This window comes from Dyadobacter sp. CY312, assembly GCF_021390535.1.
Classification (GTDB): Bacteria; Bacteroidota; Bacteroidia; order Cytophagales; family Spirosomataceae; genus Dyadobacter.
In genome coordinates this window covers 35987-59738 of the sequence record NZ_JAJUXG010000017.1, presented here as the reverse complement: position 1 = coordinate 59738, position 23752 = coordinate 35987, and the positions used below count along the sequence as shown (strand labels likewise).

At 44.0% G+C, this 23752-nt stretch carries 21 protein-coding genes; 7 read left to right on the top strand and 14 right to left on the bottom strand.

What is annotated here, in order from left to right; genetic code table 11:
* Positions 1 to 130 precede the first annotated feature (130 nt).
* The 6 genes from LZG71_RS22615 to LZG71_RS22590 form a co-directional block, all read right to left on the bottom strand.
* The gene (locus LZG71_RS22615; protein WP_233824244.1) at positions 131 to 1042 is read right to left on the bottom strand and encodes a lysophospholipid acyltransferase family protein; all 912 of its coding nucleotides are present in this window, start codon (positions 1040 to 1042) and stop codon (positions 131 to 133) included.
* Positions 1042 to 2088: a hypothetical protein gene (locus tag LZG71_RS22610; protein ID WP_233824242.1), complete on the bottom strand. Its 1047-nt coding sequence runs from the start codon at positions 2086 to 2088 to the stop codon at positions 1042 to 1044. Before LZG71_RS22610 ends, LZG71_RS22615 begins: the two co-directional genes overlap by 1 nt.
* Positions 2089 to 2322: 234 nt before the next feature.
* Positions 2323 to 4152 (bottom strand): STN and carboxypeptidase regulatory-like domain-containing protein, encoded by a 1830-nt coding sequence (locus LZG71_RS22605; protein WP_233824240.1) that lies wholly within the window; start codon positions 4150 to 4152, stop codon positions 2323 to 2325.
* Between the two features lie 15 nt (positions 4153 to 4167).
* Entirely contained in the window at positions 4168 to 5157 is a 990-nt protein-coding gene (locus tag LZG71_RS22600) for a FecR domain-containing protein (protein ID WP_233824238.1), read from the bottom strand.
* 7 nt (positions 5158 to 5164) lie between these two features.
* Positions 5165 to 5731 carry an RNA polymerase sigma-70 factor gene (locus LZG71_RS22595; protein ID WP_233824236.1) on the bottom strand — a complete coding sequence of 189 codons (567 nt, stop codon included), beginning with the start codon at positions 5729 to 5731 and terminating at the stop codon, positions 5165 to 5167.
* Positions 5732 to 5833: 102 nt separating this feature from the next.
* Positions 5834 to 6193 (bottom strand): hypothetical protein, encoded by a 360-nt coding sequence (locus LZG71_RS22590; RefSeq protein WP_233824234.1) that lies wholly within the window; start codon positions 6191 to 6193, stop codon positions 5834 to 5836.
* A gap of 28 nt (positions 6194 to 6221) precedes the next feature.
* Between LZG71_RS22590 and LZG71_RS22585 the strand changes: the two genes are divergently transcribed.
* The 3 genes from LZG71_RS22585 (at position 6222) to LZG71_RS22575 (ending at position 8764) form a co-directional block, all read left to right on the top strand.
* Positions 6222 to 6383: a hypothetical protein gene (locus LZG71_RS22585; protein WP_233824232.1), complete on the top strand. Its 162-nt coding sequence runs from the start codon at positions 6222 to 6224 to the stop codon at positions 6381 to 6383.
* A 120-nt stretch (positions 6384 to 6503) separates the two neighbouring features.
* Complete coding sequence (locus LZG71_RS22580) at positions 6504 to 7436, top strand: hydrogen peroxide-inducible genes activator (RefSeq protein ID WP_233824231.1); 933 nt, start codon at positions 6504 to 6506, stop codon at positions 7434 to 7436.
* 236 nt (positions 7437 to 7672) lie between these two features.
* Positions 7673 to 8764 (top strand): T9SS type A sorting domain-containing protein, encoded by a 1092-nt coding sequence (locus LZG71_RS22575; RefSeq protein ID WP_233824230.1) that lies wholly within the window; start codon positions 7673 to 7675, stop codon positions 8762 to 8764.
* A 72-nt stretch (positions 8765 to 8836) separates the two neighbouring features.
* Here LZG71_RS22575 and LZG71_RS22570 read toward each other — a convergent pair whose 3' ends face one another.
* From LZG71_RS22570 to LZG71_RS22540, 7 genes are all read right to left on the bottom strand, one after another.
* Positions 8837 to 9592, bottom strand: coding sequence for a LytTR family DNA-binding domain-containing protein (locus LZG71_RS22570; protein WP_233824229.1), 756 nt, complete (start codon positions 9590 to 9592; stop codon positions 8837 to 8839).
* Positions 9589 to 10689 carry a sensor histidine kinase gene (locus LZG71_RS22565; protein WP_233824228.1) on the bottom strand — a complete coding sequence of 367 codons (1101 nt, stop codon included), beginning with the start codon at positions 10687 to 10689 and terminating at the stop codon, positions 9589 to 9591. Before LZG71_RS22565 ends, LZG71_RS22570 begins: the two co-directional genes overlap by 4 nt.
* A 191-nt stretch (positions 10690 to 10880) precedes the next feature.
* A complete protein-coding gene (locus LZG71_RS22560; protein ID WP_233824226.1) occupies positions 10881 to 11882 on the bottom strand; it encodes an NADP-dependent oxidoreductase in 1002 nt (333 codons plus the stop codon).
* A gap of 38 nt (positions 11883 to 11920) precedes the next feature.
* Positions 11921 to 12688, bottom strand: coding sequence for an SDR family oxidoreductase (locus LZG71_RS22555; protein WP_233824224.1), 768 nt, complete (start codon positions 12686 to 12688; stop codon positions 11921 to 11923).
* 31 nt (positions 12689 to 12719) lie between these two features.
* Positions 12720 to 13448 (bottom strand): SDR family oxidoreductase, encoded by a 729-nt coding sequence (locus LZG71_RS22550; RefSeq protein ID WP_233824222.1) that lies wholly within the window; start codon positions 13446 to 13448, stop codon positions 12720 to 12722.
* 27 nt (positions 13449 to 13475) lie between these two features.
* On the bottom strand, positions 13476 to 14570 hold the full coding sequence (locus LZG71_RS22545; protein WP_233824220.1) for an alkene reductase: 1095 nt from the start codon (positions 14568 to 14570) through the stop codon (positions 13476 to 13478).
* A 63-nt stretch (positions 14571 to 14633) separates the two neighbouring features.
* Entirely contained in the window at positions 14634 to 15224 is a 591-nt protein-coding gene (locus tag LZG71_RS22540; protein ID WP_233824218.1) for a TetR/AcrR family transcriptional regulator, read from the bottom strand.
* Positions 15225 to 15477: 253 nt separating this feature from the next.
* On the opposite strand from LZG71_RS22540, the gene LZG71_RS22535 reads away from it, so the two are divergent.
* The 4 genes from LZG71_RS22535 (at position 15478) to LZG71_RS22520 (ending at position 22264) form a co-directional block, all read left to right on the top strand.
* Positions 15478 to 16620, top strand: coding sequence for an efflux RND transporter periplasmic adaptor subunit (locus LZG71_RS22535; RefSeq protein ID WP_233824216.1), 1143 nt, complete (start codon positions 15478 to 15480; stop codon positions 16618 to 16620).
* Between the two features lie 20 nt (positions 16621 to 16640).
* Positions 16641 to 19796: an efflux RND transporter permease subunit gene (locus LZG71_RS22530; protein WP_233824214.1), complete on the top strand. Its 3156-nt coding sequence runs from the start codon at positions 16641 to 16643 to the stop codon at positions 19794 to 19796.
* Positions 19797 to 20036: 240 nt separating this feature from the next.
* Positions 20037 to 21449 carry an efflux transporter outer membrane subunit gene (locus tag LZG71_RS22525; protein WP_233824212.1) on the top strand — a complete coding sequence of 471 codons (1413 nt, stop codon included), beginning with the start codon at positions 20037 to 20039 and terminating at the stop codon, positions 21447 to 21449.
* A 413-nt stretch (positions 21450 to 21862) separates the two neighbouring features.
* The gene (locus LZG71_RS22520; RefSeq protein ID WP_233824210.1) at positions 21863 to 22264 is read left to right on the top strand and encodes an ester cyclase; all 402 of its coding nucleotides are present in this window, start codon (positions 21863 to 21865) and stop codon (positions 22262 to 22264) included.
* Between the two features lie 568 nt (positions 22265 to 22832).
* Here LZG71_RS22520 and LZG71_RS22515 read toward each other — a convergent pair.
* Entirely contained in the window at positions 22833 to 23693 is an 861-nt protein-coding gene (locus LZG71_RS22515) for a CPBP family intramembrane glutamic endopeptidase (protein WP_233824208.1), read from the bottom strand.
* Positions 23694 to 23752: the final 59 nt, after the last annotated feature.

Below are 23752 nucleotides of genomic sequence, written 5' to 3'. Positions count from 1 at the left end.
GCTCCCTCCTAAATTATGATACCAAGGGTTACCAGAAATAAGCAATAATCTACCTGTCAGCATGTTAAAAATAAGCCCGGATAATAATGCTGTGTAACAACACTACCATTTGCCCAATTATACAACACTTTTAGATTACAGCAGGTTGAAAAGTCGTCTGGTTGAACTTCCAGCGATTGTGTGACCAGAGCCACAGCTCCGGCTGACGCGCTATGGTCTTTTCCAGATGCGAGTAATACTCCATCATCATGCTGTTCACGTCCGTGGTTCCCGGCAAAGCGGACTGCTGAACGAACCGGTAACTATACACATTTCTGCCTTGCTTTTTCACATCCAGGTACACCATCACGGCATTTCTTTGTTTTGCAAGGCGCGCCGCACCACATTGTATATAGGTTTTTTGGTCAAAAAAATGAACAGTTTCCTTGCTCACGCCCACAGGACGCTGATCCGCAACGGCGATAAAAACCGTTGGCTCCGAAGAATCGCATTTTAAGCTGGCACGGTACCAATCCTGTTTTGGAATCATCCCCATCCCATATTTTCCACGCATCTTTTTCAACCGGTTATTGAGCCAGGAATTAGACACGGTTGAGAATGCCGTGAGCACCTTGCCATTCAGCACCATAGGCATGGAAAGCATATACTCCCAGTTTCCGTAATGGGAAGCCATCAGCACAACATCTTTGCCGCTATCGAGAATTCCCTTTACAAGCGCCGCGTTTTCATAGCGAACCAACCTGTTCAGGTCCCGTTTCTTACAAAATCCGATAAGAAATGGTTCAGTCAAAAGATCGGCCATGTGGCGATAATAGGCATTTAAAAGTTCGTTATACCGCACTGCTGACAACCCGGGAAAAGCAATTTTAAGGTTTTTAAGAATTACTTCTTTTCGGTACGGATATGCATATACGAAAACAAGGAAGAACAGATCAGAAATCTTATTGCAAATAAACCTGAGCAATCTGAACCGCAGGTTAAATTGAGGGAGTGAAAGGGAGCTCTGCCTTTTCTCATCCCATGTAACCGGACCTGAGCTCATTAAAGAATGACTTTCAAACCACCAACAACACCTGCATATATTCCCTGAAAATCCTTACTCCCGTTTTTACTCCACATGTAGTTTTTGATAAATGAATAACCTTTGTCCTGGGTGTAGTTTACATAGTTAATAGTAGGACCGGCAAAAAGCTCCAGGCGACCTACTCTAAACGCCGGCAACAGACGAATGTTGTGTTTTGAATAATGCCCCTTCTTGAAATCGGACAACTGCTGACTTACGATTTCGGTATTAATCCTGAAACCGTTTGATATCCGAAAGTGTGCACCCAAGCCCGATTCCACTGCGTAAAGTGATTTTCCGTCGTTCTCCATATTGTACCCAATGCCCAGAATTCCATATAATACGCGGCCTCCGGACCGAAATGTAGCCATCCCTGTCAGCGTTTCATCCAAACTAAGACTGACCGATTTTTCACCATTCTTGACAAAGTTAAGCAGGGCTATCGGATAATTACTGCTGTCGGCAATGTTGATCAAACCGGCAAGCTGAACACCCTTCACGTTTTTTGCAATATTCATAAAACCGGCAACCTGATTAGACACATTTTTCCCTTTATTCAGGAATCCGGACACCTGCAAACCTTTTGCGTCGTCCTTCACGATGTTACTGAAACCAGCGATCTGAACGGATTCGGCACTACCAGTTATATTGGCAAACCCTGCAACCTGAGCTCCTTTCGCTTCGTTTTTAATGATGTTGGCAAAGCCGGCAATTTGTGCACCACGAGCATCATTCCCGATCAGGTTCACCGCTCCTGAAATGATTGCGCCGTTTGCATCTTGCTTCACAATATTAGCCGCACCTGAAATAGCCACTGAGGTTTCGGATTTAGACAGACCAGCGATGGCATGCAGCGAAAAACGATTGGTATAATCAGCAGCTTTTAGTCCATTGGAGCTGATGGGGTAAACCAGTCCGATGTGAAACGGACGGATGGAATCGGATTGAGCAAAGGAAGAAAATACGATGCCTGATAAAATTACGGTGTGTAAAACGCGCTTGATAATTCCTGAGTACTTTTTCATTGTGTTTGTATTTAAAATAAAGATTTTCAAACACATACCGGAAAACCAGAAATTGCAGGCCTACAACTCGTCGGTTTCCCTGTATGCTCAGTACCGACAAGATGTTGAGGACTTACCCTAATTTTCTGAGAAGAAAAAATCTAAATCAGGGATAAGTAATTAAAAATCAATAAATTAAATTTTAAAAAAAATGTCTGTCTCAACCTTTCAGATAAGTTTCACTTTTCACTGATCTTACAACAATGCCCCGTAATTCCAGCTCAGCCCCGCTTGCCAACCCAGCCATCCCACAGCGGATTTACCAATATCAAAGCTCCTGTAAGTTTTTGGGGGATAACTTCTAAATCCACTTGCAGGCTCTATTGTCTTGTCGTTCAAGATTGCAAAAGAGGGCCCAGCGGACAAAGTAATGCGTTTCCCCAAATGCAGATCAAGCAAAGTTTGAAGACGATAAATTCCAAGCGTATTCTCCCAACTACCTGTATATCCTGTATGATTGATGATTTCAGCAGCGAAACCCATACTCCGGCTCAAACGAAAATCCTTTCCAAAACCGAAGCCAACCGTGTAAGCTTTTTGCTCCGGTCCCATCGACGCTCCGATCGTCAGTATGCTGTATATTCTTCTGGTTCCCGTTTTCCAGGCTACATTGAACGGAACGATTTCGTTGGCAAATACAGAAACGCTTCCTTTTCCATTTTTAATAATATTGAAAATTCCGAAGCTGTAACCCGATGAGCTATCCGCAATATTGACAATACCCACCTGCACGCCTTTCAGGTTTTTAGCGTAGTTGATCGTCCCCAGTTGCAAGCCATTCACGTTTGATTTACCGATATTCAATAGGCCGCTCACCTGCGTAGCAGCCATATCTTTTCTTGACAAATTAATGGCACCAGCAATTTGCAGTCCTTTAAAATCATCACCGGAACGGTTCAGAAATCCGGCAATTTGTACACCATTTGAAATTTGGTCTGTCAAATTCCCCACGCCACCAATTTGTAGTCCCTTAAAACCACTGCTCGCTTTATTTAAAAAACCTGCCAGCTGCACGCCCTGTACTTTTTCACCAACGATATTACTGAATCCTGCTACCTGTACTCCTTTCAGCGAATCGATTACATGGTTGTGAAGACCTGCCAGTTGTACACCTTTGACATGCCCGGAAACGACATTGAATACGCCTGCAACTTGTGCAACCCGCACATCATTTTTTGAAATATTGAATGCTCCTGCGAGTTCTACACCGTTAACACCCGCTGTGTAGCCGCCAAGCAAATTCAACGAGAATTTGTTTGTGACCTGTGAACTCATGCGTCCATGCGTACCAAGTCCGGGTGTGAGGGAGGCCTGGTATGGCAGTGAAACGAAAAACCTCCCAATATTTCGGCTTTGGGCCCGGAGTCTCGACGAGACAAACAGCCTGGCAAGCCAGGTCCGATCGGCACCGGAATTGTATACCATTACTTCATCCAGATCAATAGCACGAGGTCTTAACCGAACATCGAACTTCCCATCCCGCTCCGACTGCACCACAATAGAAGTGTCGGCATAACCTATCTTGCTAATATTGACAACAAGCGGAAACGAACGATCGCGAAGTTTCAAGCGGAAAGAACCGTCATCGCCGCTCAATGCCGATACGAGTAACGTTTTGGAATAAACACTGGCGTAATCTACCGCTTTACCTGTTTCGTCATCGGTGATACTCCCCGATATATAGGCATACTTTTCTGCGGGTGCTTTCTGAATAATGATGTAATCTCCGGTTTCTTTGTAGAGATAATTGCCGGCCAGCAGTCTGTCAAGAACTGTTTTCAGTGGCAGGTCACGGAAGGATATAGTGACCACACTATCACCCGGAATTACTTCGGTGTTGTAGGAAAAATAAAAGTCACCTTGTTTGCCGATGGTCTGTAATACCTCCGAAACCGGTTGCCTGTTGGCAGTAATACTAACAGGTTTATTTAATATTTTTTGAGCTGTACAAAACGACAAAGTACCGGCCATCAAAACGATAGCCGGCAGCACGGTTTTAAACAAAATAAATTTAAAGTAATTCATCCCGAAAGATAAGATCTATTTCAGTACGATCGAATCTCCCTCATATTCAACTTTGATATCGAGAGTCTGCCCGATCACATGCAGATCCGTTGATAAAGACTTCTGTTCAAAGGTGGTGTTGATCCTTAAATTTTCCAGTCTTTTATTGCCGATCACAATCCGGGACTGGTATATCTCATTCAGTTTTTCCACAAGCTCGGGAAGTGGTACATCTTTACAAACAAATTCTTTGGTGCGGTAATATTTATAGAACTCATCCGTATTTTTCTCCTTAATCAATTCACCCTCTCCATCCTGAACAATCACCTTTTCTTTGGGCTGCAACTTGACTCTTTCCTCTGCTTTAACCACTTCCACCAGCCCGGTTTCTACGATTACCTCCGTTTGTTTGGCTGTACTTTTTATGTTGAATGATGTACCAAGAACCGTCACGGTCACGTCATTTACGGTGATTACAAATGGCTTGGTTTTATCAGGTTGCACGTCAAAAAAAGCTTCTCCATTCAGCGTGATCTGCCTCGTTTTTTCGTGGGCAAATTGCTCCGGATAAGAGATAGAAGACCGCCTGTTCAACGTCACCACCGAACCGTCAGGAAGCGTATCGATCAACGCCAGGGAGCCTGATTTTACTGTAACCATTTCGCCGGATCCACTTTTCAAGGTAGAAAAATACACTGCCCAGCCGACGCCCGCCAGCACCAGAATAGCGGCAGCGATTCTGATCCACGAGCGCCATGGATTAGGTGTGAGTTCGATCACAGGTGTTTCTTTCTCCGTTCTTGTTTTAAAACGATTCCAGGCTTCGTGTTCATTTACTTTACTCTGTGCGGCAAGTTCGCGGCTTTGGGTCCATATCAGCTTAAAGTGTTCATAATATCGGGCGTTCCCGTTGTTCTCTTTAAGCCAAAAATCAACCTGCTCCCGCTCCGGTTGCGTTGCTTCTCCCAGCATACATTTTACCAGAAGATCATCCATTGTATCATTCGAATCCGTATTCACGATCATTCTGTTGTTAATTGAGAAAAAATAATAGAAAAGAAGCAGGCAAAAAATCAACCAGTTTAACACGTAGTAACCGTAAAGCTTTACCCATCTGATTTTCAACCGTTTTCAAGGGTAATTCAAGCCGGTCGGCTATTTCCTGATATTTCAGTTCCTCAAAGCGGCTCATTTGAAAAATGGTACGGCACTTTTCAGGAAGCTCCTTCAGAGCAATTTCCAGCCGATTTTCCAGTTCTTTCAATTCCAGATTGTGTGAAGTGTTGTTTGTATTCTCCATTTGGTTTACCGCATAAGTTTGATACGCTTCCCTTACTTTCAGATGTTTGAGATAATTGAGACTTTCATGGTAAACAGACCGATACAAATACCCGCTGACTGACTCACGGATTTCGATCTGCTCACTTTTTTCCCACAAACGACAAAACACATTCTGTACCATTTCCTCGGCCATTACCTCGTCACGCACGATTGTACAGGCATATGCATGAAGGTTTTTGAAATGTTTTTTAAATACAATTTCAAATTCCTCTTCCCTGTCCTTGTTCAAATATTGTCCTTCTATATCAGCTACGTTCATTACAAACCGGTTGATGTAACTTCAAAAATAAGCGCCTGGCTTCGTTGTTCATCAGGATGACAACAAGTCAGGCGCTTACCCTAATTTTTTCTTTTAAAATAATTAACTTTTTTTCTTCCCGGCTTTTGTCGTATCCGTTTTCGCCTTAAATCTCTTGTCGGGAGTACCGTCTTTTTTCAGATTCTTATTATCGCTGTAACGTTTATCAGGCGTTCCGTCAGCCTTTAATTTTTTATTTTCTGAGTAGCGTTTGTCTGGTGTACCATCCGCTTTCAGTTTCTGATTTTCAGCGTAACGTTTGTCTGGCGTTCCGTCTGCTTTTGTTTTAACAGCGCCATTGGCAGGTTTTGCTTTAACTTCTTTTTTGGTTGCAGGAGTAGCTGCCGGCTGAGCGGTTTGAGCGAAAGAATTTCCGGCAATAATTAAAAACGCCGCAGCCAATAATACTTTTAATTTTTTCATTTCCTGTTAGTTTAAAGTGAGTGTTTTAATGATTAAACAAAAATACGATGATGGAATTGAAATTATTGCCAATGCAGTCATTATCAGTTGTAATTTTTCTATCATTCCTAACTCACCAAAAAGTTTAACCACAAAAGGAACAAGAGAAATCAAAGGATCTTTTTGTGAACTTGGTTCCTTTTGCGGTTAAAAAAAACATATTGTCGGCTTACCAATTCACAATAATTTCAGGGCGCGTGATCAATTAAACTGATTGTTTTTAACTTTGCATAGAGCATATTTATTAAGCAACGCTCCACAGACAATTACAATGAACATCCAGCAACTCGAATATATCGTAGCAGTAGACAATCACAGGCATTTTGTACAGGCAGCAGAGCATTGTAATGTAACGCAGCCTACCCTGTCCATGATGATCCGAAAACTGGAAGAAGAACTTGGCGTCAAGATTTTTGACCGAACCAAACAACCCATCGTTCCCACCGGCATAGGCCGCCAGATTATTGACCAGGCAAAAGCTATACTTCGGGAGGCAGGAAGAATGCATGAGCTCGCGCGCCATTTCAACGGCGACCTGTCAGGCGAATTAAGGATCGGTATCATCCCCACCATCGCTCCTTACCTGCTACCGCATTTTGTACAACCCTTCATTGCAGCATACCCGGAAATAAGTCTTCATGTGTCCGAAATGATCACGGAAAGAATCATGTCCGAACTGAAACTGGGTAACCTCGATGTTGGTATTGTTGCCACCGTTTCAGGTGAAAGCAGTTTGCAGGAAATCCCGCTTTACAAGGAGAAGTTTTATGCCTACGTGTCTCAAAGTACAGACCTTTACAACAAACAATACATTTTGCCCGGCGACATAGAACCGAATAAACTCTGGCTGCTTGAAGAAGGTCATTGTTTCCGGACTCAAATCCAACGCCTTTGTGAATTGAGCCGCAACAGTCAGTTTGGCAGCAGTTTTAATTACCGGTCGGGTAGTATCGAAACCCTGGTTCGTATGGTAGATCGTAACGGCGGCATCACCATTTTACCACAACTTGCCATTGAAGAGCTGTCGGAGGAACGTAAAAAACACATTCGTCATTTCCAATACCCGGAGCCTGCAAGAGAGGTTTGTTTGGTTGTGAACCGGGAGCAGGTGAAAACAAGGCTGATCGAAGCATTGCGGAAAGGCATCATTGAATTTGTGCCCCAGATTGTTTTCAATGAGGAAAAACAAGTAAGGGTATTTTAGTATAAAAACAGACGCAAATGAAGGGTAAAGTTCTAAGGCTGTCGTAATTTTTCGCATTCTCGCACAACACTTTTTCACCACAAATAACACTAGTCCTACATGAAATTTTTATACTTGTAGTAAATGTAACCGATAGTGAATTTAATGAAAAATTGGGTAGTACTTTTCATTTTTCAACCGTAATATTGGTTTGTAAAATCTAGTAAAAAAACCCTGTTTCATTAAAATTCAATCGTATGAAAAAGTTACTTTTAATCCTTACCCTGTTCTTTTTAGTTCACGGAGCTTTGTTAGCTCAATGTCTGAACACCCCCGATTTTCCTTTTAACACAGATGAAGGCGAAGGAAGATCATGGTCTTCCAGCCTTTACAGCCCTGCTCAGCTCGGCGGAGCCCAGACCATCTCGCAACTTAGCGTTGAACTCAACAACGTGTTCGCCGGATCATTCACCTATGACGGTATCAGTATTTACGTAAGAGAGGTTGACAACACAGAGTTTTCAGATGGCAATTACCCTGGAACGGCCGGATTTACCCAGGTTTTTAGTGGTTCCAAAGCTTTCAACGGCAAGGGAACTTATAGTTTTACCTTTAATGCACCTTTTGCTTATTCCGGCACCAAATATCTGGAAGTGTTTTTCATTCACAATCCCGTTAACGAATATCCGGACAATGAGCCATGGTTTGTACGAACGCAAGGGTCTCCAATTTATATTGGCAAATATGGACTAGGAACGAGCAACGGGTCGCGTGCACGTTTTCAGCTGGTTATCAATAACATTAATTGCGATTTCACAGCCCTTCCGGTTCGCCTCATCAGCTTCAATGCTGCTAAGGAAGGGACCAGCACTTCATTAAAATGGGCTACATCTTCCGAAGAAAACGCCAGTTATTTTGATATCGAACACAGCAGGAACGGCAATACCTGGACAACACTAGGTTCTGTTAAAACGAAGGGAAGCGAGTCGGCAACGACAACTTATTCCTTTCCGGTTACCTCGACCGCGGGCCGCCACTATTTCAGATTAAAAATAGTGGATATAGATCATACCTTTTCCTATTCCAGAATTGTGCAGGTCGACGGGGAGCAAATTGCCAAATCCTACGTATATCCCAATCCGGTTATAGATCGTATTCGGCTTTCCGAAATTGAACTGAAAGGTATTCACCGGATAACGGTTCAGGATGTACTGGGTAATGTACTATTCCACTCTGAAAAAGTGGATGAAAACGGTATTGATGCCAATCAATTTCCGTCCGGAATGCTCATTGTAAAAGTGCTCAAGGCGGATGGCGCCACTTCAACTTACAAGATCGTAAAGATCTGATCTAATCATTCATATTCCTCCGGTGGTAATAAACAGGGCTGCCGGAGGGGTAAAAAATTGACTTCAACACAATCAAAAATCCATCCATCCCTTCAACACAACAGCTTTTTCTCTGCTGACGATAATTTCCACATCCGGGCTTTTTCTTAGTTCGATTTTAAGCTTTCCGTTAAAGTAGTTATGGATGTGTTTGATGGCATCTATGTGTACGATGAACTGACGGTTGGCCCGAAAAAATAATTTGGGATCAAGCTGTTGTTCAAGCTCTTCCAACGTTTGCGACAATGCTTCTTCACTTCCACCAAACAGTCTTGCTTTGGTAATTTTCAGTTCAGAATACAGGTATTCGATATCGCTTACCAGCACCGTTTTGTATCCATCCCGGTAAGGCAGCAAAAATCGGCTCCGATATTCTTTTTTGTTAAGGTGGTTCAAAAGGCTTTCGAGTGAAACAGTCGTGGTATGCGGCTGCCTTTCTTCCGCCATTTGGAATGCATGCTCCAATTCGTCCTGCTCAACGGGTTTCAAAAGGTAATCCACACCATTAACTTTAAACGCACGGACGGCGTATTCGTCGTAGGCTGTGGTAAATATCACCGGACAATCGGGTTTCACTTTTTCAAAAATCTCAAAGCTCAGCCCGTCTGGCAGGCGCACATCCATCATGATCACGTCCGGGCAGTCATTTTTCAAAAGCCAGTCGACACTTTCGCAAACACTTTCAACAACGCCAAGAATATGGGCATCGGGTTTCACCGCGGAAATCATTCTTTTAAGTCTGTCCGCATTCGGCTTTTCGTCTTCAATGATCAGTATATTCTTTATCATGATTTAATCAAAGGGATTTCCACGGTAAACATAGCGTCGGTAGTAGTAATCTGAGGCCGCCGGTCGGTCAACAAAAGATAACGTTGTATAATATTTTGAAGCCCGAGTCCGGGAGAGTTCTTCTTCTTTTGTAAGGGGATTATGGAGTTGGAAACGATCAGATCGTCATTTGGTCCGCTTGTAACTATAATTTGTAACGGATTTGATTTCAGGAACTTGTTGTGCTTCATCGCGTTTTCAATCAGAAGTTGCAGCGTCATCGGAGGGAGATGCAGATTCAATTGAGCCGGATCGATGTTAATTTCAAATGTAATTCCGCTTCCCGCACGGTGTTTCAGCAGGAAAATATAGGCCCTTAAAAACTTCATTTCATCTGCAAGCGTGATCAGATCCTTCCTCGAATTCAATAACAAATACCTGTATACTTTGGAGAAATTCTCAGAATACTGATAACCAAGCTGCTGATCTTCGAGAATGAGTTCCGAAAGCACACTGAGATTGTTGAAAACAAAATGCGGATCAAGCTGCAATTTCAGCGCTTCAAGTTCTGCTTCTGTTGCTGCCTGCTTGTGCTGCGCCGATTTCAATTTGTGTTCGGTCGCTTCCAGAGCCGCGTTTTTCCAGTTCAATATCAAGTAATCACCGGTATTTATAGCGCTGATTGTGAGGGCAATGAATATACTAACCGTCAGCCACTGCCAATACCAGAGATTTTCCTTATTGTCTCCAAAGATTTGTGTGCACTCTTCTTCCAGCAAATACATCACAATTAACTGACTGAAAATCAACAGAACCACACTTCCCACATTTATTGAGGTTTCTACCACCAGGCGGCGGAGCGGCGTCTCAATCCAGGGCAGTTTTTGATTGAGTTGCTCATGAATCGAAATGCTGGACACGGCTATTAGTGTACATGATATTAAAGACAAAGCCCACTCTGTGAAAATATCGGTAACTGGTCTTGCAAAATACTGAACCCACCAAACGTCGTACGGATTGAGCATGTAGGTGAACACGTAAAACATAACAAACGACAAGCAGGCGAGTATGATCAGCTTGCTTTTTCTTGTTATTAACTGGCTACGTGTTTTTTCCATATGTGGTAATTTCGTGGTGAACGTCGGGCAAAGTTAAGTCTAAATCGCTCATCCCGATTTATGATCAAAATTAGAAAGCAACATACACACACCACCCGATAGATTTACTGAACCGTCAAAATTAGAAACTGAGCCGGAGACAGTTCGGTCCCAAAACGTATTACACAACCTTTATTCACTTTTTGCGAGGTCTACCTGATTTTAACAACCACTTTTCCCTTAGCCCGCCCGCTTTCCACATACTCCAAAGCCTCATTGGTATTTTCGAATGCGAATTCCTTATCTACAACAGGTTTAATGCCTGCTGATTCTATCAGTTTTGTGATCTCATGCAATTGTTTTCCATCTGCCCTCATAAACAGAAAGGAATATTGCACACCAAGTTTTTTTGCTTTTTTCCTTACAGCGGAGCTAATCAGCGACAAAATCATTTTGATATACCAGGGAGCACTTATTGCATTCGCAAAATCCGGCGTTGGCGGTCCCGAAATCGAAATGAGCTTTCCTCCCGGTTTTAGCACATTCAGCGACTTTTTCAGCGTTGTCTTATCCTGGCTGTTCAGCACCAGGTCGTAGTCGTTCAGCACATTTTCAAAATCCTGTTTTTTATAATCAATCAGCACATCGGCACCAAGACTTTTGAGTGTATCAAAACTCTTTTCACTGGCCGTTGTGGCAACAGTTGCTCCCAGGTGTTTTGCGAGCTGAATCGCAATGGTACCCACACCACCGGAACCAGCCTGGATAAAGACTTTCTGACCTTTTTGCACGTTGCCAACTTCAACCAATGCCTGCCAGGCGGTTAGTGCTACGAGCGGAACAGAGGCCGCTTCTTCCATCGAAATGTTCTTCGGTTTTAATGCAAGATCGTTTTCTTTGATGGCAATGTATTCTGCAAATGTTCCGATGTGGAAATCTGCCGGACGTGCGTAAACCTCGTCGCCCACTTTGAAGTGCTTTACTTTTTTGCCAACCTGCGTGATTATCCCCGCGGCATCATGTCCCAGAATCAACGGGAATTTGTAGGGTAATATCAGTTTAAACTCCCCGGACTTAATTTTGGAGTCCAGTAGATTTAAGCCGCTGGCGTGTATTTCTACCAGCACCTCATCGTCTTTAATGGCAGGCGTTGCTACCTCTTCCAATAAGAGCTTTGCCTTTTTGTCGTATTTTTTTATGAGAAATGCTTTCATGTTTTTGGTAACGGAAGTTCTGTGGTGCGCATCAATTTTCAATTCCTCAAGAGCTCATGACTCTTCTTTGGGTTAACCATTCCAAAAGCGAACTTCGGAAAAAACCTGTTAAGCAGATTGAAGATCTTCGCGTCGCCTACCCGAATTGTATCGTGCTCTTTCAGCAAACCGTCAATCAGGCCCTTGACCATATCCTCAGCTGATATTTTTTTATCGTTCCTGTCCGCCGTCATTTCCGTTGCAACAAGCGGCGGAATCAGTTCAATTATTTTTACGTTGCCACCTATAATCTTCAAGTGTTCACGGAGTGACCTGGTGTAGAATGCCAGCGCAGTTTTCGACGATGAATAAGTCGCTTCAATCAACGACGGAGCCAGGCTCAATATCGATGTCGTGTTGATGATCGCAGCCTCTTTCCTTGATTGCAACATGCCCAAAAAGAGATTGTTCAGTCTGATCACACCCACATAATTCACTTCCATTTCATAGGCTGCCCCCTCGGCATGTTTGTCACTTAACATGCCCAGATTCGACGGCGGAACAAGCACAGCTGCATTGTTATACAGAATGTCAATGCCTCCCAACGCTTTAACCTGTTCATAAAGTAATGCAGCATCTGCGGCATTGCCTGCATCACTTTTGATCGCAGTCAATTTCGGATACCGCTTTTTAGCCGTATCCAGTTTCTGCTGATTTCTACCTGTAATAATCACCCTGGCTCCAAGATCCAGAAACTGCTTGGCAGCTTCCAAACCTATTCCTGATGCTCCGCCGGTGATCAGAATTGTTTTACCCGTTACTTTCATATCATTTTTGTGCTAAAAATGCGGGAATGAATCAGTGAGGAAGTTGTTCGATGATTGGATTTATCAGCGCATGAATTTGTTTGGTATCACCCACCGGTACTTCAACCTGATTTAATTCCAAAGCTGCCAAAAATTCATCAGCAACCTCGGATGCAGGAATGCCGCTGGCACCACCAATCTCTGCCGAAAATTCCGTATTGACCAAAGGCGGATATACTTCAAATACATGCAACTTTTCGTTTTCTGCAAATGTGTCGCGCAATCCCTGCGTGTAGCTATGCAGCGCTGCCTTGCTCGCAGAGTAAGTAGGCACATATTTATTGGAGCGATACACCGCTATGGAGGATACATTCACAACAGCGGCCTCATCCTGTCGCAAAAGCTGCGGTAATACCAATGAGGTGAAATGAATTACGCTGATGTAGTTGGTGTTCATTTCCTGGTGAGCTTTTTCGGCGGCACTGTTCCCGGCAACGCTAAGATCATTCATAAACGCAGCGCCGGCATTGTTGATGATGATATTCAGGTCCGGGTGTTTTGCTGCCAGTTCGTCGGCAATGCGGATGCGTTCCGCTTCAACAGAAAGATCGCCCCGAATCGCAACAGCGTTATCCAGTTCTTTCAATGCATTTTGAAGTCGCTCTTCGTTACGTCCGTTGATGATGACTTTGTTACCTGCTGCACTTAATTTTTTAGCAATAGCCAAACCGATTCCGGCACTTCCGCCACTGATGAATACGGTATTCGATGATGTTTTCATTACAGATTAATTTAAAATGTTATTGTGTTAATTATTTAATATTGGGTAATCAGTATATCCTTTTTCTCCCGGAGTATAAAAAGTGGATTGATCTGGATGATTGAGCGGAGCATCGGCTTTGAAACGCGCTACCAGATCGGGATTGGCCAGGAAAGGAACACCGAAGGATACCAGGTCTGCGTCGCCTGCATTCAATACCAGATTTGCAGTTTCTTTGGTAAATGCCCTGTTGATGATGATGGTACCGTTGTAGATTTTACGGAAATGTTTGGCCACTTCCTGTATTGCGTGCTGATTTCCGGTAACGTCGGTGAAGGGTTCTATCAGGTGGATATAAGCCAGTCCGTACTCATTCAATCTGCCGACAATATAATCGTATAAAGCAATCGTTTCATCGTCAACCAGAATACCCATAATGCCATTGAGCGAAGGGTTCAGCCGAACGGCTACGCGATTGATATCCACCGCTCCCTTCAATTCGTCCAGGATTTCAAACAGGATTCGGGGACGGTTTTCAATCGTTCCTCCGTATTCATCTTCCCGAAGATTTGTGTTTTTGGAGAAAAACTGTTGTAGCAGGTATCCGTTGGCACCATGCAGTTCCACACCGTCAAACCCGGCTTCAAAAGCATTCATGGCTGCCTGCTTAAAATCTGCAATGGTCCTTTTGATATCGTCAATAGTCATTGGCTGCGGAGCTTCGGATGGTTTAAGTCCTTCGGCTGTAAATACCTGTTGGTTCGGATTTACATCAGATGGCGCCAGCGGCTTTTTGCCATTGTGCAAATCCGGATGAGAATACGCGCCGGTATGCCACAGCTGAGCGAAAATCTTCCCACCTTCCTGATGAACCGCTTCGGTCGTCAGTTTCCAGCCCTCAATCTGTTCCGCAGTATAGACACCCGGAACATTAATCACCCCGATTCCCTCTTCGCTGATAAACGTGCCTTCAGTAACAATCAGCCCGGCTGATGACCTTTGCTGATAGTACTTTGCGGTTAGTTCCGTTGCTACATTACCGATGTTATTGGAACGGGAACGTGTCATCGGCGCCATCACCATGCGGTTTTGCAATTCGGCTTCGCTGAGTTTGTAAGCGTCAAATATTGTTTCCTTATTCATGTCTATTTTCATTGTTTATAAATTATAAAATATACTTTTTGGTCTATTTTTTGTCAAAAAAATTTAGATAACGTATTGTTCCAGTTCAGTTTTCAGGCTTTTGATCAGCGATTGCATTGGCTTTGCGGTATCCATTGTTCTGCACATCACGATACCACCTTCTATGGATGCCATTAGTTTAAAAGCAAATACCGTAGCGTCGAGATTTGGAGAAAATTCCCCGTTATTAATCCCTTCTGTAAGTACATTGATAAGATCCTGCTGGCCGGCTCGGAACACGCCTGCTATCTTTTGTTTGATAACGGGGTAATTGTCGTCTGCCTCCACAGCAGTATTAAAAATAGGACAACCACCTGATATATAGGTATCAATAGGATCCCTGTAAAAATCCAGAAAAGCGAATATTTTTGCTTTTGCCGTTTTTTTATCAGCCACAGCCAAGTGAATTTTATCCGATATTTTCTTCAGAAGTAAATCGACAACCTGAACGGAAAGATCTTCTTTGTTCTCAAAATGTCCGTACAAACATCCTTTCGTCAACCGGGTTGCTGCAAGCACATCATCTATACTTACACCAGAAATCCCCTTCTCATTGTAAAGCGGACCGGCGGTTTCCAGTATAAATTGTTTTGTTTTTTCAGCCTTGGTAAGCATGGTAGTTGCTGGTTATAAATCTTGATACAAATATACCAAAAAGTATATTTTAAAAGCAATTTTTTTTTAAACCTTCATGTCCGGGCACACCGTATTATTCAGAAAAAGTGGCCCCTACACACTCCTGACACAATTTGATTCAGGCAAAAAAATTGTTCGTTTCAGTCGCCAAAAACTACGGTTCAGTCAAAAAAACGTTCAAACAGCTGCATGAAGAAGGTTTATTTGCATAGAATAATATAATCTATGTACAATGTTTAAGTCAATTTCTAAGTCAAAACAAATTATTACCGGACTGTGGTTATTAACCGCAACGGCCATATTTACTTCTTGCAGTACTCAGGCAGATCAGGGCGGTTACGGTGAGACCCCGCCACAGGAAACGGATTTTATAACACTGAACAGTGGCAATGCGCCAGTAGAAACCACCTATCCAGGCGCCATTGAAGGAAGCGTAAATGTGGATGTAAAAGCACAGGTAAGTGGCTATCTTGAAACGATTTATGTAAAAGAAGGCGACTACGTTCAAAAAGGACAGTCGCTTTTTAAAATCAAAAGTGAGGTTTTCAATGAGCAGGTCAATAACAGTGATGCAGGTTTAAAATCGGCGCTGGCTGCTCAGGCTAATGCCAGTCTGGAAGTAGAAAAAATCAAACCATTGGTGGAAGGAAAGGTAGTATCCGACATGCAGCTTCGTGCGGCTCAGGCGAGCTACGATGCGGCCACAGCACAGGTTGCCCAGGCGAAAGCAGCATTGGGTTCTTCGAAAATCAACGCGGGTTTTGCACTGATCAAAGCACCGGTGAGCGGCTACATTGGCCGTATTCCCAATCGGATCGGAAATCTGGTGATGCCTTCTGATGCCATGCCGCTTACAACGCTTTCGGATATCAATACGGTATTTGTGTATTTCTCCATGAGCGAAGCCGATTTTATTACGTTTAAAAAAGCAACAACCGGCAAAGAAGAAACCGTGGAGTTGATCATGGCGGATGGTTCTGCGTATGCACACAAGGGTAAACTGGAAAGTGCAAGTGGAAATATTGACCGCACCACGGGCAGCATGAGTATGAAAGCGGTATTCCCGAATCCTGATAAATTGTTACGCTCAGGCGGTGCAGGAAGGGTTGTGATCCACCGTGTGCTGGGCGATGTACTCAATTTGCCAATGGCTGCTGTGAAGGATATTCAGAACAAATATTTTGTATTCAAACTTGCAGACAGCAACAAGGTGGCGATGACTCCGATTGAGATTGCGGGCACATCGGGAAACAATTATCTGGTAAAATCGGGCATTCAAAGTGGCGATAAAATAGCTGTTAACCGCATTGACGCCCTCAATGAAGGGACGGTGGTAGCTCCCAAATCAGTTTCAGCAGACTCGCTTTCCAAGTAATTCAAAGACAAAAAATTCTCATGTTAAAAAATATAATTGACAAGCCCGTAACGGCTACGGTGATCTCTGTCGTATTGGTGATCCTGGGTATCATTGGTCTGACCAGGTTGCCCGTAACCCGTTTCCCGGATATTTCGCCACCGACCGTCATGGTTTCCGGTAGCTATCCCGGAGGTAATAGTGAAGCTGTAATTCGTTCGGTGGTGACGCCGCTCGAAGAACAGATCAATGGTGTGGAGAATATGCAGTACATCAAATCTACTGCCAGTAATGACGGCTCTTTCTCGATTACTGTTATTTTCAAACAAGGTGTAAATCCTGACCAGGCGGCTGTGAACGTGCAAAACCGGGTGCAGCAGGCCACGCCAATTTTGCCACAGGAAGTGATCCAGATGGGATTGACAACTTCCAAGCAGCAGAATAGTATGATCATGATTTTCAATGTATTTACAACGGATAACAGTAAATACGACGAGCTGTTCCTTCAAAATTACACGAACATCAACCTCATCCCCCAGATCAAACGTGTACCAGGTGTTGGTCAGGCGCAATCGTTTGGTGCAAAGGATTATTCGATGCGTGTGTGGCTCAATCCACAGAAAATGGCGAGTTACGGCCTGATCCCCGCCGATGTAAACCAGGCTATTTCTGACCAGAGTCTTGAATCGGCTCCGGGTAAATTGGGCCAGGAATCGCATGCAGCACTGGAATATGTGATGCGCTACAAAGGCAAAAAGAACCAGACTACCGAGTATGAAAACATTGTTGTGAAAAGGAATGGTGCCGATCTGGTTCGCCTGAAAGATGTTGCACGAATTGAATTTGGCTCTATAAATTATGGTGGAAATACAACCTCCAACGGTAAAAGCGCTGTCACGATCGCCATCCTTCAAACGACAGGTTCCAACGCGAATGCGATTGAAATCGGTGTGCAGGATGTGTTGAAAAAAGCCTCCAAAACTTTTCCTCCAGGCATTGAATACACCAGTTTGATGAGTACCAAAGAACGTCTGGATGAAGCGACGACTCAGGTAAAATCAACTTTGATCGAAGCCTTTATTCTGGTATTTATTGTAGTGTTTATCTTCTTGCAGGATTTCCGCTCGACCATCATTCCGGCCATTGCGGTTCCGGTCGCAATTATCGGTACGTTCTTCTTTCTTTTGGTTTTTGGCTTTACGATCAACGTACTGACGCTTTTTGCTTTGGTACTTGCCATTGGTATTGTCGTCGATGATGCGATTGTGGTCGTCGAGGCGGTGCACAGCAAAATGGAAGGCTCCAACATGAGCGGACGGGAAGCTACGCACAGTGCCATGAGTGAAATTACCGGTGCGGTTATTTCCATTACTTTGGTGATGTCGGCTGTGTTTATTCCGATTGGTTTTATGACGGGCTCGTCCGGGATTTTCTATAAACAGTTTGCCTATACTTTGGCCATCGCCATTATTATTTCAGCGGTAAACGCCTTGACGTTAACACCTGCTTTGTGTGCTTTGCTTTTGAAAAATACACATGCGGAAGGGCATGACGAAAAGACAAACAACGGTTTTGGAAAACGATTCTCTACGGCTTTCAACGCAGGGTTTGATAACCTTACAGGAAAATACATCAACGGATTAAAATTCCTGATCGGCAGAAAATGGCTTGCAGCTGGTTTGGTGATCACGATCACTGCCGCAGCCGGTTGGCTGATGGTTACCACGCCGAAGAGTTTTGTACCAATGGAAGATGACAGTTTCATCATTTTCAGTTTGGCCATGCCTCCCGGAACGGCGCTGGATCGTACTACAGCAGCAGCAGACAAGGTTGAAAAAATATTGTCGGGAAATGAAGCGGTTGAAACAAGCTCGATCATTACGGGTTTTAATATTTTGTCCAATAGCGCCAGTCCGGCTTACGGAGTTGGTTTTATTAAACTTAAAGACAAGAAAAAACGCGGAGCAGTGCAGGACATAGACGAAATTCTGGCGGGTATGAGTGCGCAGTTTGCTACCGTAAAAGAAGGTACGATCATGGCTTTCAGGAGTCCGCCGGTGGAAGGTTACGGAATTACCAGTGGCGCAGAAGTGGTGTTGCAGGACAAAACCGGAAAAAGTGCTACTGCTTTGAAGGCGATGTCGGATCAGGTTCTCGGGCAGATCATGCAGCAACCGGGCGTACAGTTTGCTTACACAACCTTCCGCACCGATTTCCCTCAATTGGAAATGGAAGTGGACAACGACAAAGCGCAGCAAATGGGTGTGAGTGTGAGTGGAATGATGAATGCCATTCAAACGTATTTCGCTGGTGACCAAAGTCTGAACTTTACCCGTTTTGGTAAATTCTACCGGGTGAGTGTAAAAGCCGATGGGGTTTTTAGAATGGATCAGCAGGCTTTCAATGAGATATTCGTGCGAAATGATCAGAACCAGATGGTGCCTGTGAATTCGCTGATCAAATTACATAAGGTTTATGGCCCGGAATCGGTTGACAGGTACAACCTTTTCAACGCCCTGAACATTACCGTGGTAGCACTTCCCGGAATCAGCAATGGCGATATGATGGAGAACCTGGAAAAGAATGTATTTGACAAACTGCCAACGGACTACGGTTACGAATGGACGGGATTAAGTCTGGAAGAAAAGTCGGCGGGAAACCAGACGATGTACATCCTTGCACTTTGCTTGCTGTTTGTATACTTCCTTCTGGCGGCTCAGTTTGAGAGTTATCTGATACCGTTCGCGGTGTTGCTTTCAATCCCAACCGGTATTGTCGGTTCGTTTGCAGCCACCAAAGCCATCGGTTTTGACAACAACATTTATGTACAAGTCGGGCTGATCATGCTGGTAGGACTTTTGGCCAAAAACGCCATCCTGATCGTCGAGTTCGCCGTGCAACGCCGTGCCGCAGGACTTTCCATTGTGGAATCTGCCATTGAAGGCTCCAAGTCAAGGCTTCGCCCGATCATCATGACATCGCTTGCATTCATTGTTGGTATGATCCCGCTCATGGTCGCCACCGGAGGTTCCGCATCGGGTAACCGGTCGATCAGCACAGGTGCAGCCATGGGTATGCTGAGCGGAGTAATCCTCGGGATATTTGTAATTCCGTTGCTGTATATCCTGTTCCAGTATTTACAAGAGAAGATATCGGGAAGTAAAAAAGTAGTGATGGAGCAGGGCGAACGGATTTAGGTTAGAAAACACCGCTTGTTTGGCAATCTTGCAAATAACCCACCCCGCCCTATCGGGCACCGCGCGGCGGACCGTCCCTCCAAGGAGGGGAATCCGACGCCAATCCCCTCCTTGGAGGGGTGCCGCAGGCGGGGTGGGTTCTTCGGGACGGTCCGCTTACTTGTCTAACTGTCAAACAACTATAAGCCTATAATATTAAAACACGTTTCCCTTGGTTCTTTAACCTGAAACTGAACAATAATGAATTCGATAAATAAAAATATAATTGCAATACTCGCGCTGGCCGCGGGCCTCACCTCCTGTACGGTTGGCAAAAAATATGAACGCGCCAACCTGCAAGCTCCTGAACAGTTTCGTGCCCAGGTTCCACTTACGGCCGACAGCATACAACTCCCCTGGCGGACTTTTTTCAGAGAACCGCAACTGGTGAGCCTGATCGAAAAGGCATTGAACAAAAACAATGACGTAGCCATTGCCGTCAAAAACATGCAGCAGCTGGACCTTGCCGTGAAAGAGGCCAGGCTTGGCCTGCTCCCAACTCTGGATTTGAACGTGGGAGCAAGTCGGGCATTTTTGTCCAAAAACTCTTTGAATGGTTCTTTGAGCGAGCAGTTTGTAGGGACATCTTATATGGATAACTACGATGCGACATTGCAACTTTCCTGGGAAGTAGATATCTGGGGAAAGGCAAAAATGCAGAAGGAAGCAGCGATAGCCAATTATTTTGGGCAGAAGGAAAACCTTTCGGCACTGAAAACGAGGATCATTAGTCAGGTTGCGCAGGCTTATTACAACCTGATCAGTCTGGATGAGCAGCTGATTATCGCCCAGCGAAACATCGCACTCAGCGACAGCACGTTACACATGATGCACCTGCAATTCACTGCGGGACAGATCACTTCCCTGGCTGTGGACCAGGCAGAAGCACAAAAGAAAACAGCTGAATTGCTGATACCTTTAGCCATGCAAAACATTGCGGTACAGGAAAACGCGCTGAGTATTTTGTGCGGAGAATATCCTGACAATATTTCCCGCGCCGGAGATCTGGCAGAAGTGATGCCTGAGGACCAATTTGCAAAGGCTGTTCCCGCGCAACTGCTAAGCCGCCGTCCGGATGTAAAAGCGGCGGAATATGTGGTGGTGAATGCCAATGCAAGAACCGGACTGGCAAAAGCTGCCATGTATCCGGCGTTCAGTTTGACGCCTCAGGTGGGAGCCAATTCGTTCAAGTTTAACCAATGGTTTGACCTTCCCGGATCGATGGCAAAAACCATTGCCGTAAATCTCACACAGCCCATTTTCAGAAAACGATCTCTGAGAACAGCGCACGAAACAGCTATTGTAGAGCAGGAAAAGGCGGTGATCCAGTTCAAACAAACCCTGATGACGGCAGTGGGCGAAGTGTCGGACGCCATGGCAAGATCCAACGGCGCATCGCAGCGACTTGAACTCGTTCAGCAAAAAACGGCAATGCTCAACAAAGCCACGGACGACGCCCAAAAGCTATACAAAAGCGGCATGGCAACATATCTCGAAGTAATCACAGCCCAAAACAGCAGACTGCAAAACGACCTCGAAGCCATCAGCATCCAACTAGAAAAACTGAACGCAGTAACAGACCTATACCGTGCGCTTGGCGGTGGTGTGGAGTAAGAATGCTCTATATGATTTGTAGTGGGCAAGAAAAAAATGGACATATGGCATTTTGAGAGATTTTACTTTTTTGCCTTGACGCAAAAAAGTAACAAAAAAAGTCAAGGCTGTACGAAAATTTTAACGGAAATTGAATTATCCTGTGCCTAAACAAAAAAAACTCCTCCTTCGTCGTCAGACAGTTTTTTGTTTTTAACAGCCCAGGACAATCCAATTTCCTAATTTTCGTAAGGCCGATCTTCGAAACGCGTTACTTAAAACATAATCATCCACTATGATCCATATAGAACCATAAACACATCAACCTGCTTTGGCCAAAGTGCTTCAAAGCAGGTTGATTACCTCAAACCTTCCTTTCAGGCGCAACGCTGCGCTTAAGAATCCATCCATTTTCTTTACAAACCGTATTTAAGATGATCCAGAATATGCATCAGGAACAAGGGATTTTCGACACGGCCCAACCGGAAATTGAATGTGTGATGGGGTTTATAAAAACCATCTGGAATGAAAACAACCATGCTGAAATTTCAAATTACCTTCATGACGATTTCATAGACCATTCCCTGCCATTCACTTCCCTTCAAGACAAATCAGGACTGTTGATTTACCTGAAAGAGTTGGCAAAAAAAGTATATCACAACACCGAAATCCTGCAACTGAGCACACTGGACGAATTGGTGATCTGCAAGATCAGGATCGTTACCACATTACTTGCAGACAAAGGGAACGACAAGATTCAGCCCGAAATTATTGACGGGTATCGGGTTTTTAGAATGAGTGACGGGAAGATTATTGGGCATTGGGAGATGATTTGAGGGGGGGCTGTAAATTGCTCGAAGGTTGAATGACCGGACGTAACCGGAGACCTTTTGGCTAACGGAGATTGTAATTGATGGTATGTTATAGTTTGGCTGGTAAATTTATTGCGGTGCGCTGCACCTTTTGAAAACTCTGCATCCTGATTTCTACAATTATTATCGGTGCTCTGCACCTTTTGTCGCACGGACAGGTGCAGAGCACCGCAATATTTGTAGAGAAAAATGTGAAGTGCGGATTATAAGGTACAGCGCACCGTAATACAAGTCCGTAGCTTTCAATCAACCCGTGTAGCTCTCCGTTAAATCATGATAATCCTGTAAAGGCAGGCTTGGTAGATGATCCTTGGGAATATCGCTATTCTCAGAACGTGATTACATGAAAAACCAAGCGGTTTATTGGTGATAGAATTCATGTACATTACTGGCACAGAGGGTAATGTCGCCTGATTGCGGAGCCTACGCGGCGCGGTATGAACACTCCGCACAACGCGGGTTTCACACTTAAAGCAAGATCGATTTTAACTTCGGAAGAGGTCTCACAAAACGAATGGTAAAATGCATAGCTTTATTTTAAGCTAAACTTGGTTTTATATACAATATAAATCGTAAAAATAACAAGGGGAATTACAGCTAATCTGATAACAGATAGGTAGTTCTCCGAAGACATCAACGTTGGGAAAAAGACTATTGCGAGGCCAGAATTGATAGAAAGATGGGTTAGGATGGCAACGAAAACACTGCCTTGGGTAATGTTTGATAGGTATGTAAATAGAAAAGATAGGCACATTGTTGCAATCAAGTAGACCGATACATACAATACTGTGATATCACCATTTGCAACCAAGGCTCCAACAGGTGCGAAGAAAAGAGGAATATGCCAGCAGAACCACACCAAGCCGATTAAAACACCACACTTAAATGAAGAGTATCTTTCTTGAAGTTTGGGTAGCAAATAACCCCTCCATCCCAATTCTTCACCTAAAGGGCCCGCAAATAGGCCAGAGCCTACAAGCCATAAAACAGATCCCAATTTCGGCAAGCTAAAAGGTCCTACAGGCTTGGCAGAGAGGTGAAATATTCCAATGCCGATCAGCATAATCAGTATGGGTAAAGCAAAAATTAATATATAGATTTTTGAGGAGGCCTGCCATATGGTATATTTTTTTACTAGTGTATTAACGCTATTTACTCCCCCCGTTGCGGCAGTAACGATTATTGAAGCTAAGGTTGGCCCATACACACCTAGGAAAAATAATACCATGAATATATAATTGGCATTTTCATGAGAACCACTCCTTAGAAAGTACAATGCCATACCCCAATTGCCCCAACTCCAGATAAACGTAAGAATTAGAAAAATAAGAATACTGTTATTTTTTACTTTGGGGAATGCACTGACATTATCTAATATTTTGAAAACAGACATGTGATTGCTTTTACTATAAGAATATTATATTATTGAAGAAGTAATTATCTATCAGACTT

Coding starts and splice junctions, on each gene's coding strand:
- LZG71_RS22615 (WP_233824244.1), bottom strand. CDS start 1,042: ATGAGCTCAGGTCCGGTTACATGGGATGAGAAAAGGCAGAGCTCCCTT.
- LZG71_RS22610 (WP_233824242.1), bottom strand. CDS start 2,088: ATGAAAAAGTACTCAGGAATTATCAAGCGCGTTTTACACACCGTAATT.
- LZG71_RS22605 (WP_233824240.1), bottom strand. CDS start 4,152: ATGAATTACTTTAAATTTATTTTGTTTAAAACCGTGCTGCCGGCTATC.
- LZG71_RS22600 (WP_233824238.1), bottom strand. CDS start 5,157: ATGATCGTGAATACGGATTCGAATGATACAATGGATGATCTTCTGGTA.
- LZG71_RS22595 (WP_233824236.1), bottom strand. CDS start 5,731: ATGAACGTAGCTGATATAGAAGGACAATATTTGAACAAGGACAGGGAA.
- LZG71_RS22590 (WP_233824234.1), bottom strand. CDS start 6,193: ATGAAAAAATTAAAAGTATTATTGGCTGCGGCGTTTTTAATTATTGCC.
- LZG71_RS22585 (WP_233824232.1), top strand. CDS start 6,222: ATGATTAAACAAAAATACGATGATGGAATTGAAATTATTGCCAATGCA.
- LZG71_RS22580 (WP_233824231.1), top strand. CDS start 6,504: ATGAACATCCAGCAACTCGAATATATCGTAGCAGTAGACAATCACAGG.
- LZG71_RS22575 (WP_233824230.1), top strand. CDS start 7,673: ATGAAAAAGTTACTTTTAATCCTTACCCTGTTCTTTTTAGTTCACGGA.
- LZG71_RS22570 (WP_233824229.1), bottom strand. CDS start 9,592: ATGATAAAGAATATACTGATCATTGAAGACGAAAAGCCGAATGCGGAC.
- LZG71_RS22565 (WP_233824228.1), bottom strand. CDS start 10,689: ATGGAAAAAACACGTAGCCAGTTAATAACAAGAAAAAGCAAGCTGATC.
- LZG71_RS22560 (WP_233824226.1), bottom strand. CDS start 11,882: ATGAAAGCATTTCTCATAAAAAAATACGACAAAAAGGCAAAGCTCTTA.
- LZG71_RS22555 (WP_233824224.1), bottom strand. CDS start 12,688: ATGAAAGTAACGGGTAAAACAATTCTGATCACCGGCGGAGCATCAGGA.
- LZG71_RS22550 (WP_233824222.1), bottom strand. CDS start 13,448: ATGAAAACATCATCGAATACCGTATTCATCAGTGGCGGAAGTGCCGGA.
- LZG71_RS22545 (WP_233824220.1), bottom strand. CDS start 14,570: ATGAATAAGGAAACAATATTTGACGCTTACAAACTCAGCGAAGCCGAA.
- LZG71_RS22540 (WP_233824218.1), bottom strand. CDS start 15,224: ATGCTTACCAAGGCTGAAAAAACAAAACAATTTATACTGGAAACCGCC.
- LZG71_RS22535 (WP_233824216.1), top strand. CDS start 15,478: ATGTTTAAGTCAATTTCTAAGTCAAAACAAATTATTACCGGACTGTGG.
- LZG71_RS22530 (WP_233824214.1), top strand. CDS start 16,641: ATGTTAAAAAATATAATTGACAAGCCCGTAACGGCTACGGTGATCTCT.
- LZG71_RS22525 (WP_233824212.1), top strand. CDS start 20,037: ATGAATTCGATAAATAAAAATATAATTGCAATACTCGCGCTGGCCGCG.
- LZG71_RS22520 (WP_233824210.1), top strand. CDS start 21,863: ATGATCCAGAATATGCATCAGGAACAAGGGATTTTCGACACGGCCCAA.
- LZG71_RS22515 (WP_233824208.1), bottom strand. CDS start 23,693: ATGTCTGTTTTCAAAATATTAGATAATGTCAGTGCATTCCCCAAAGTA.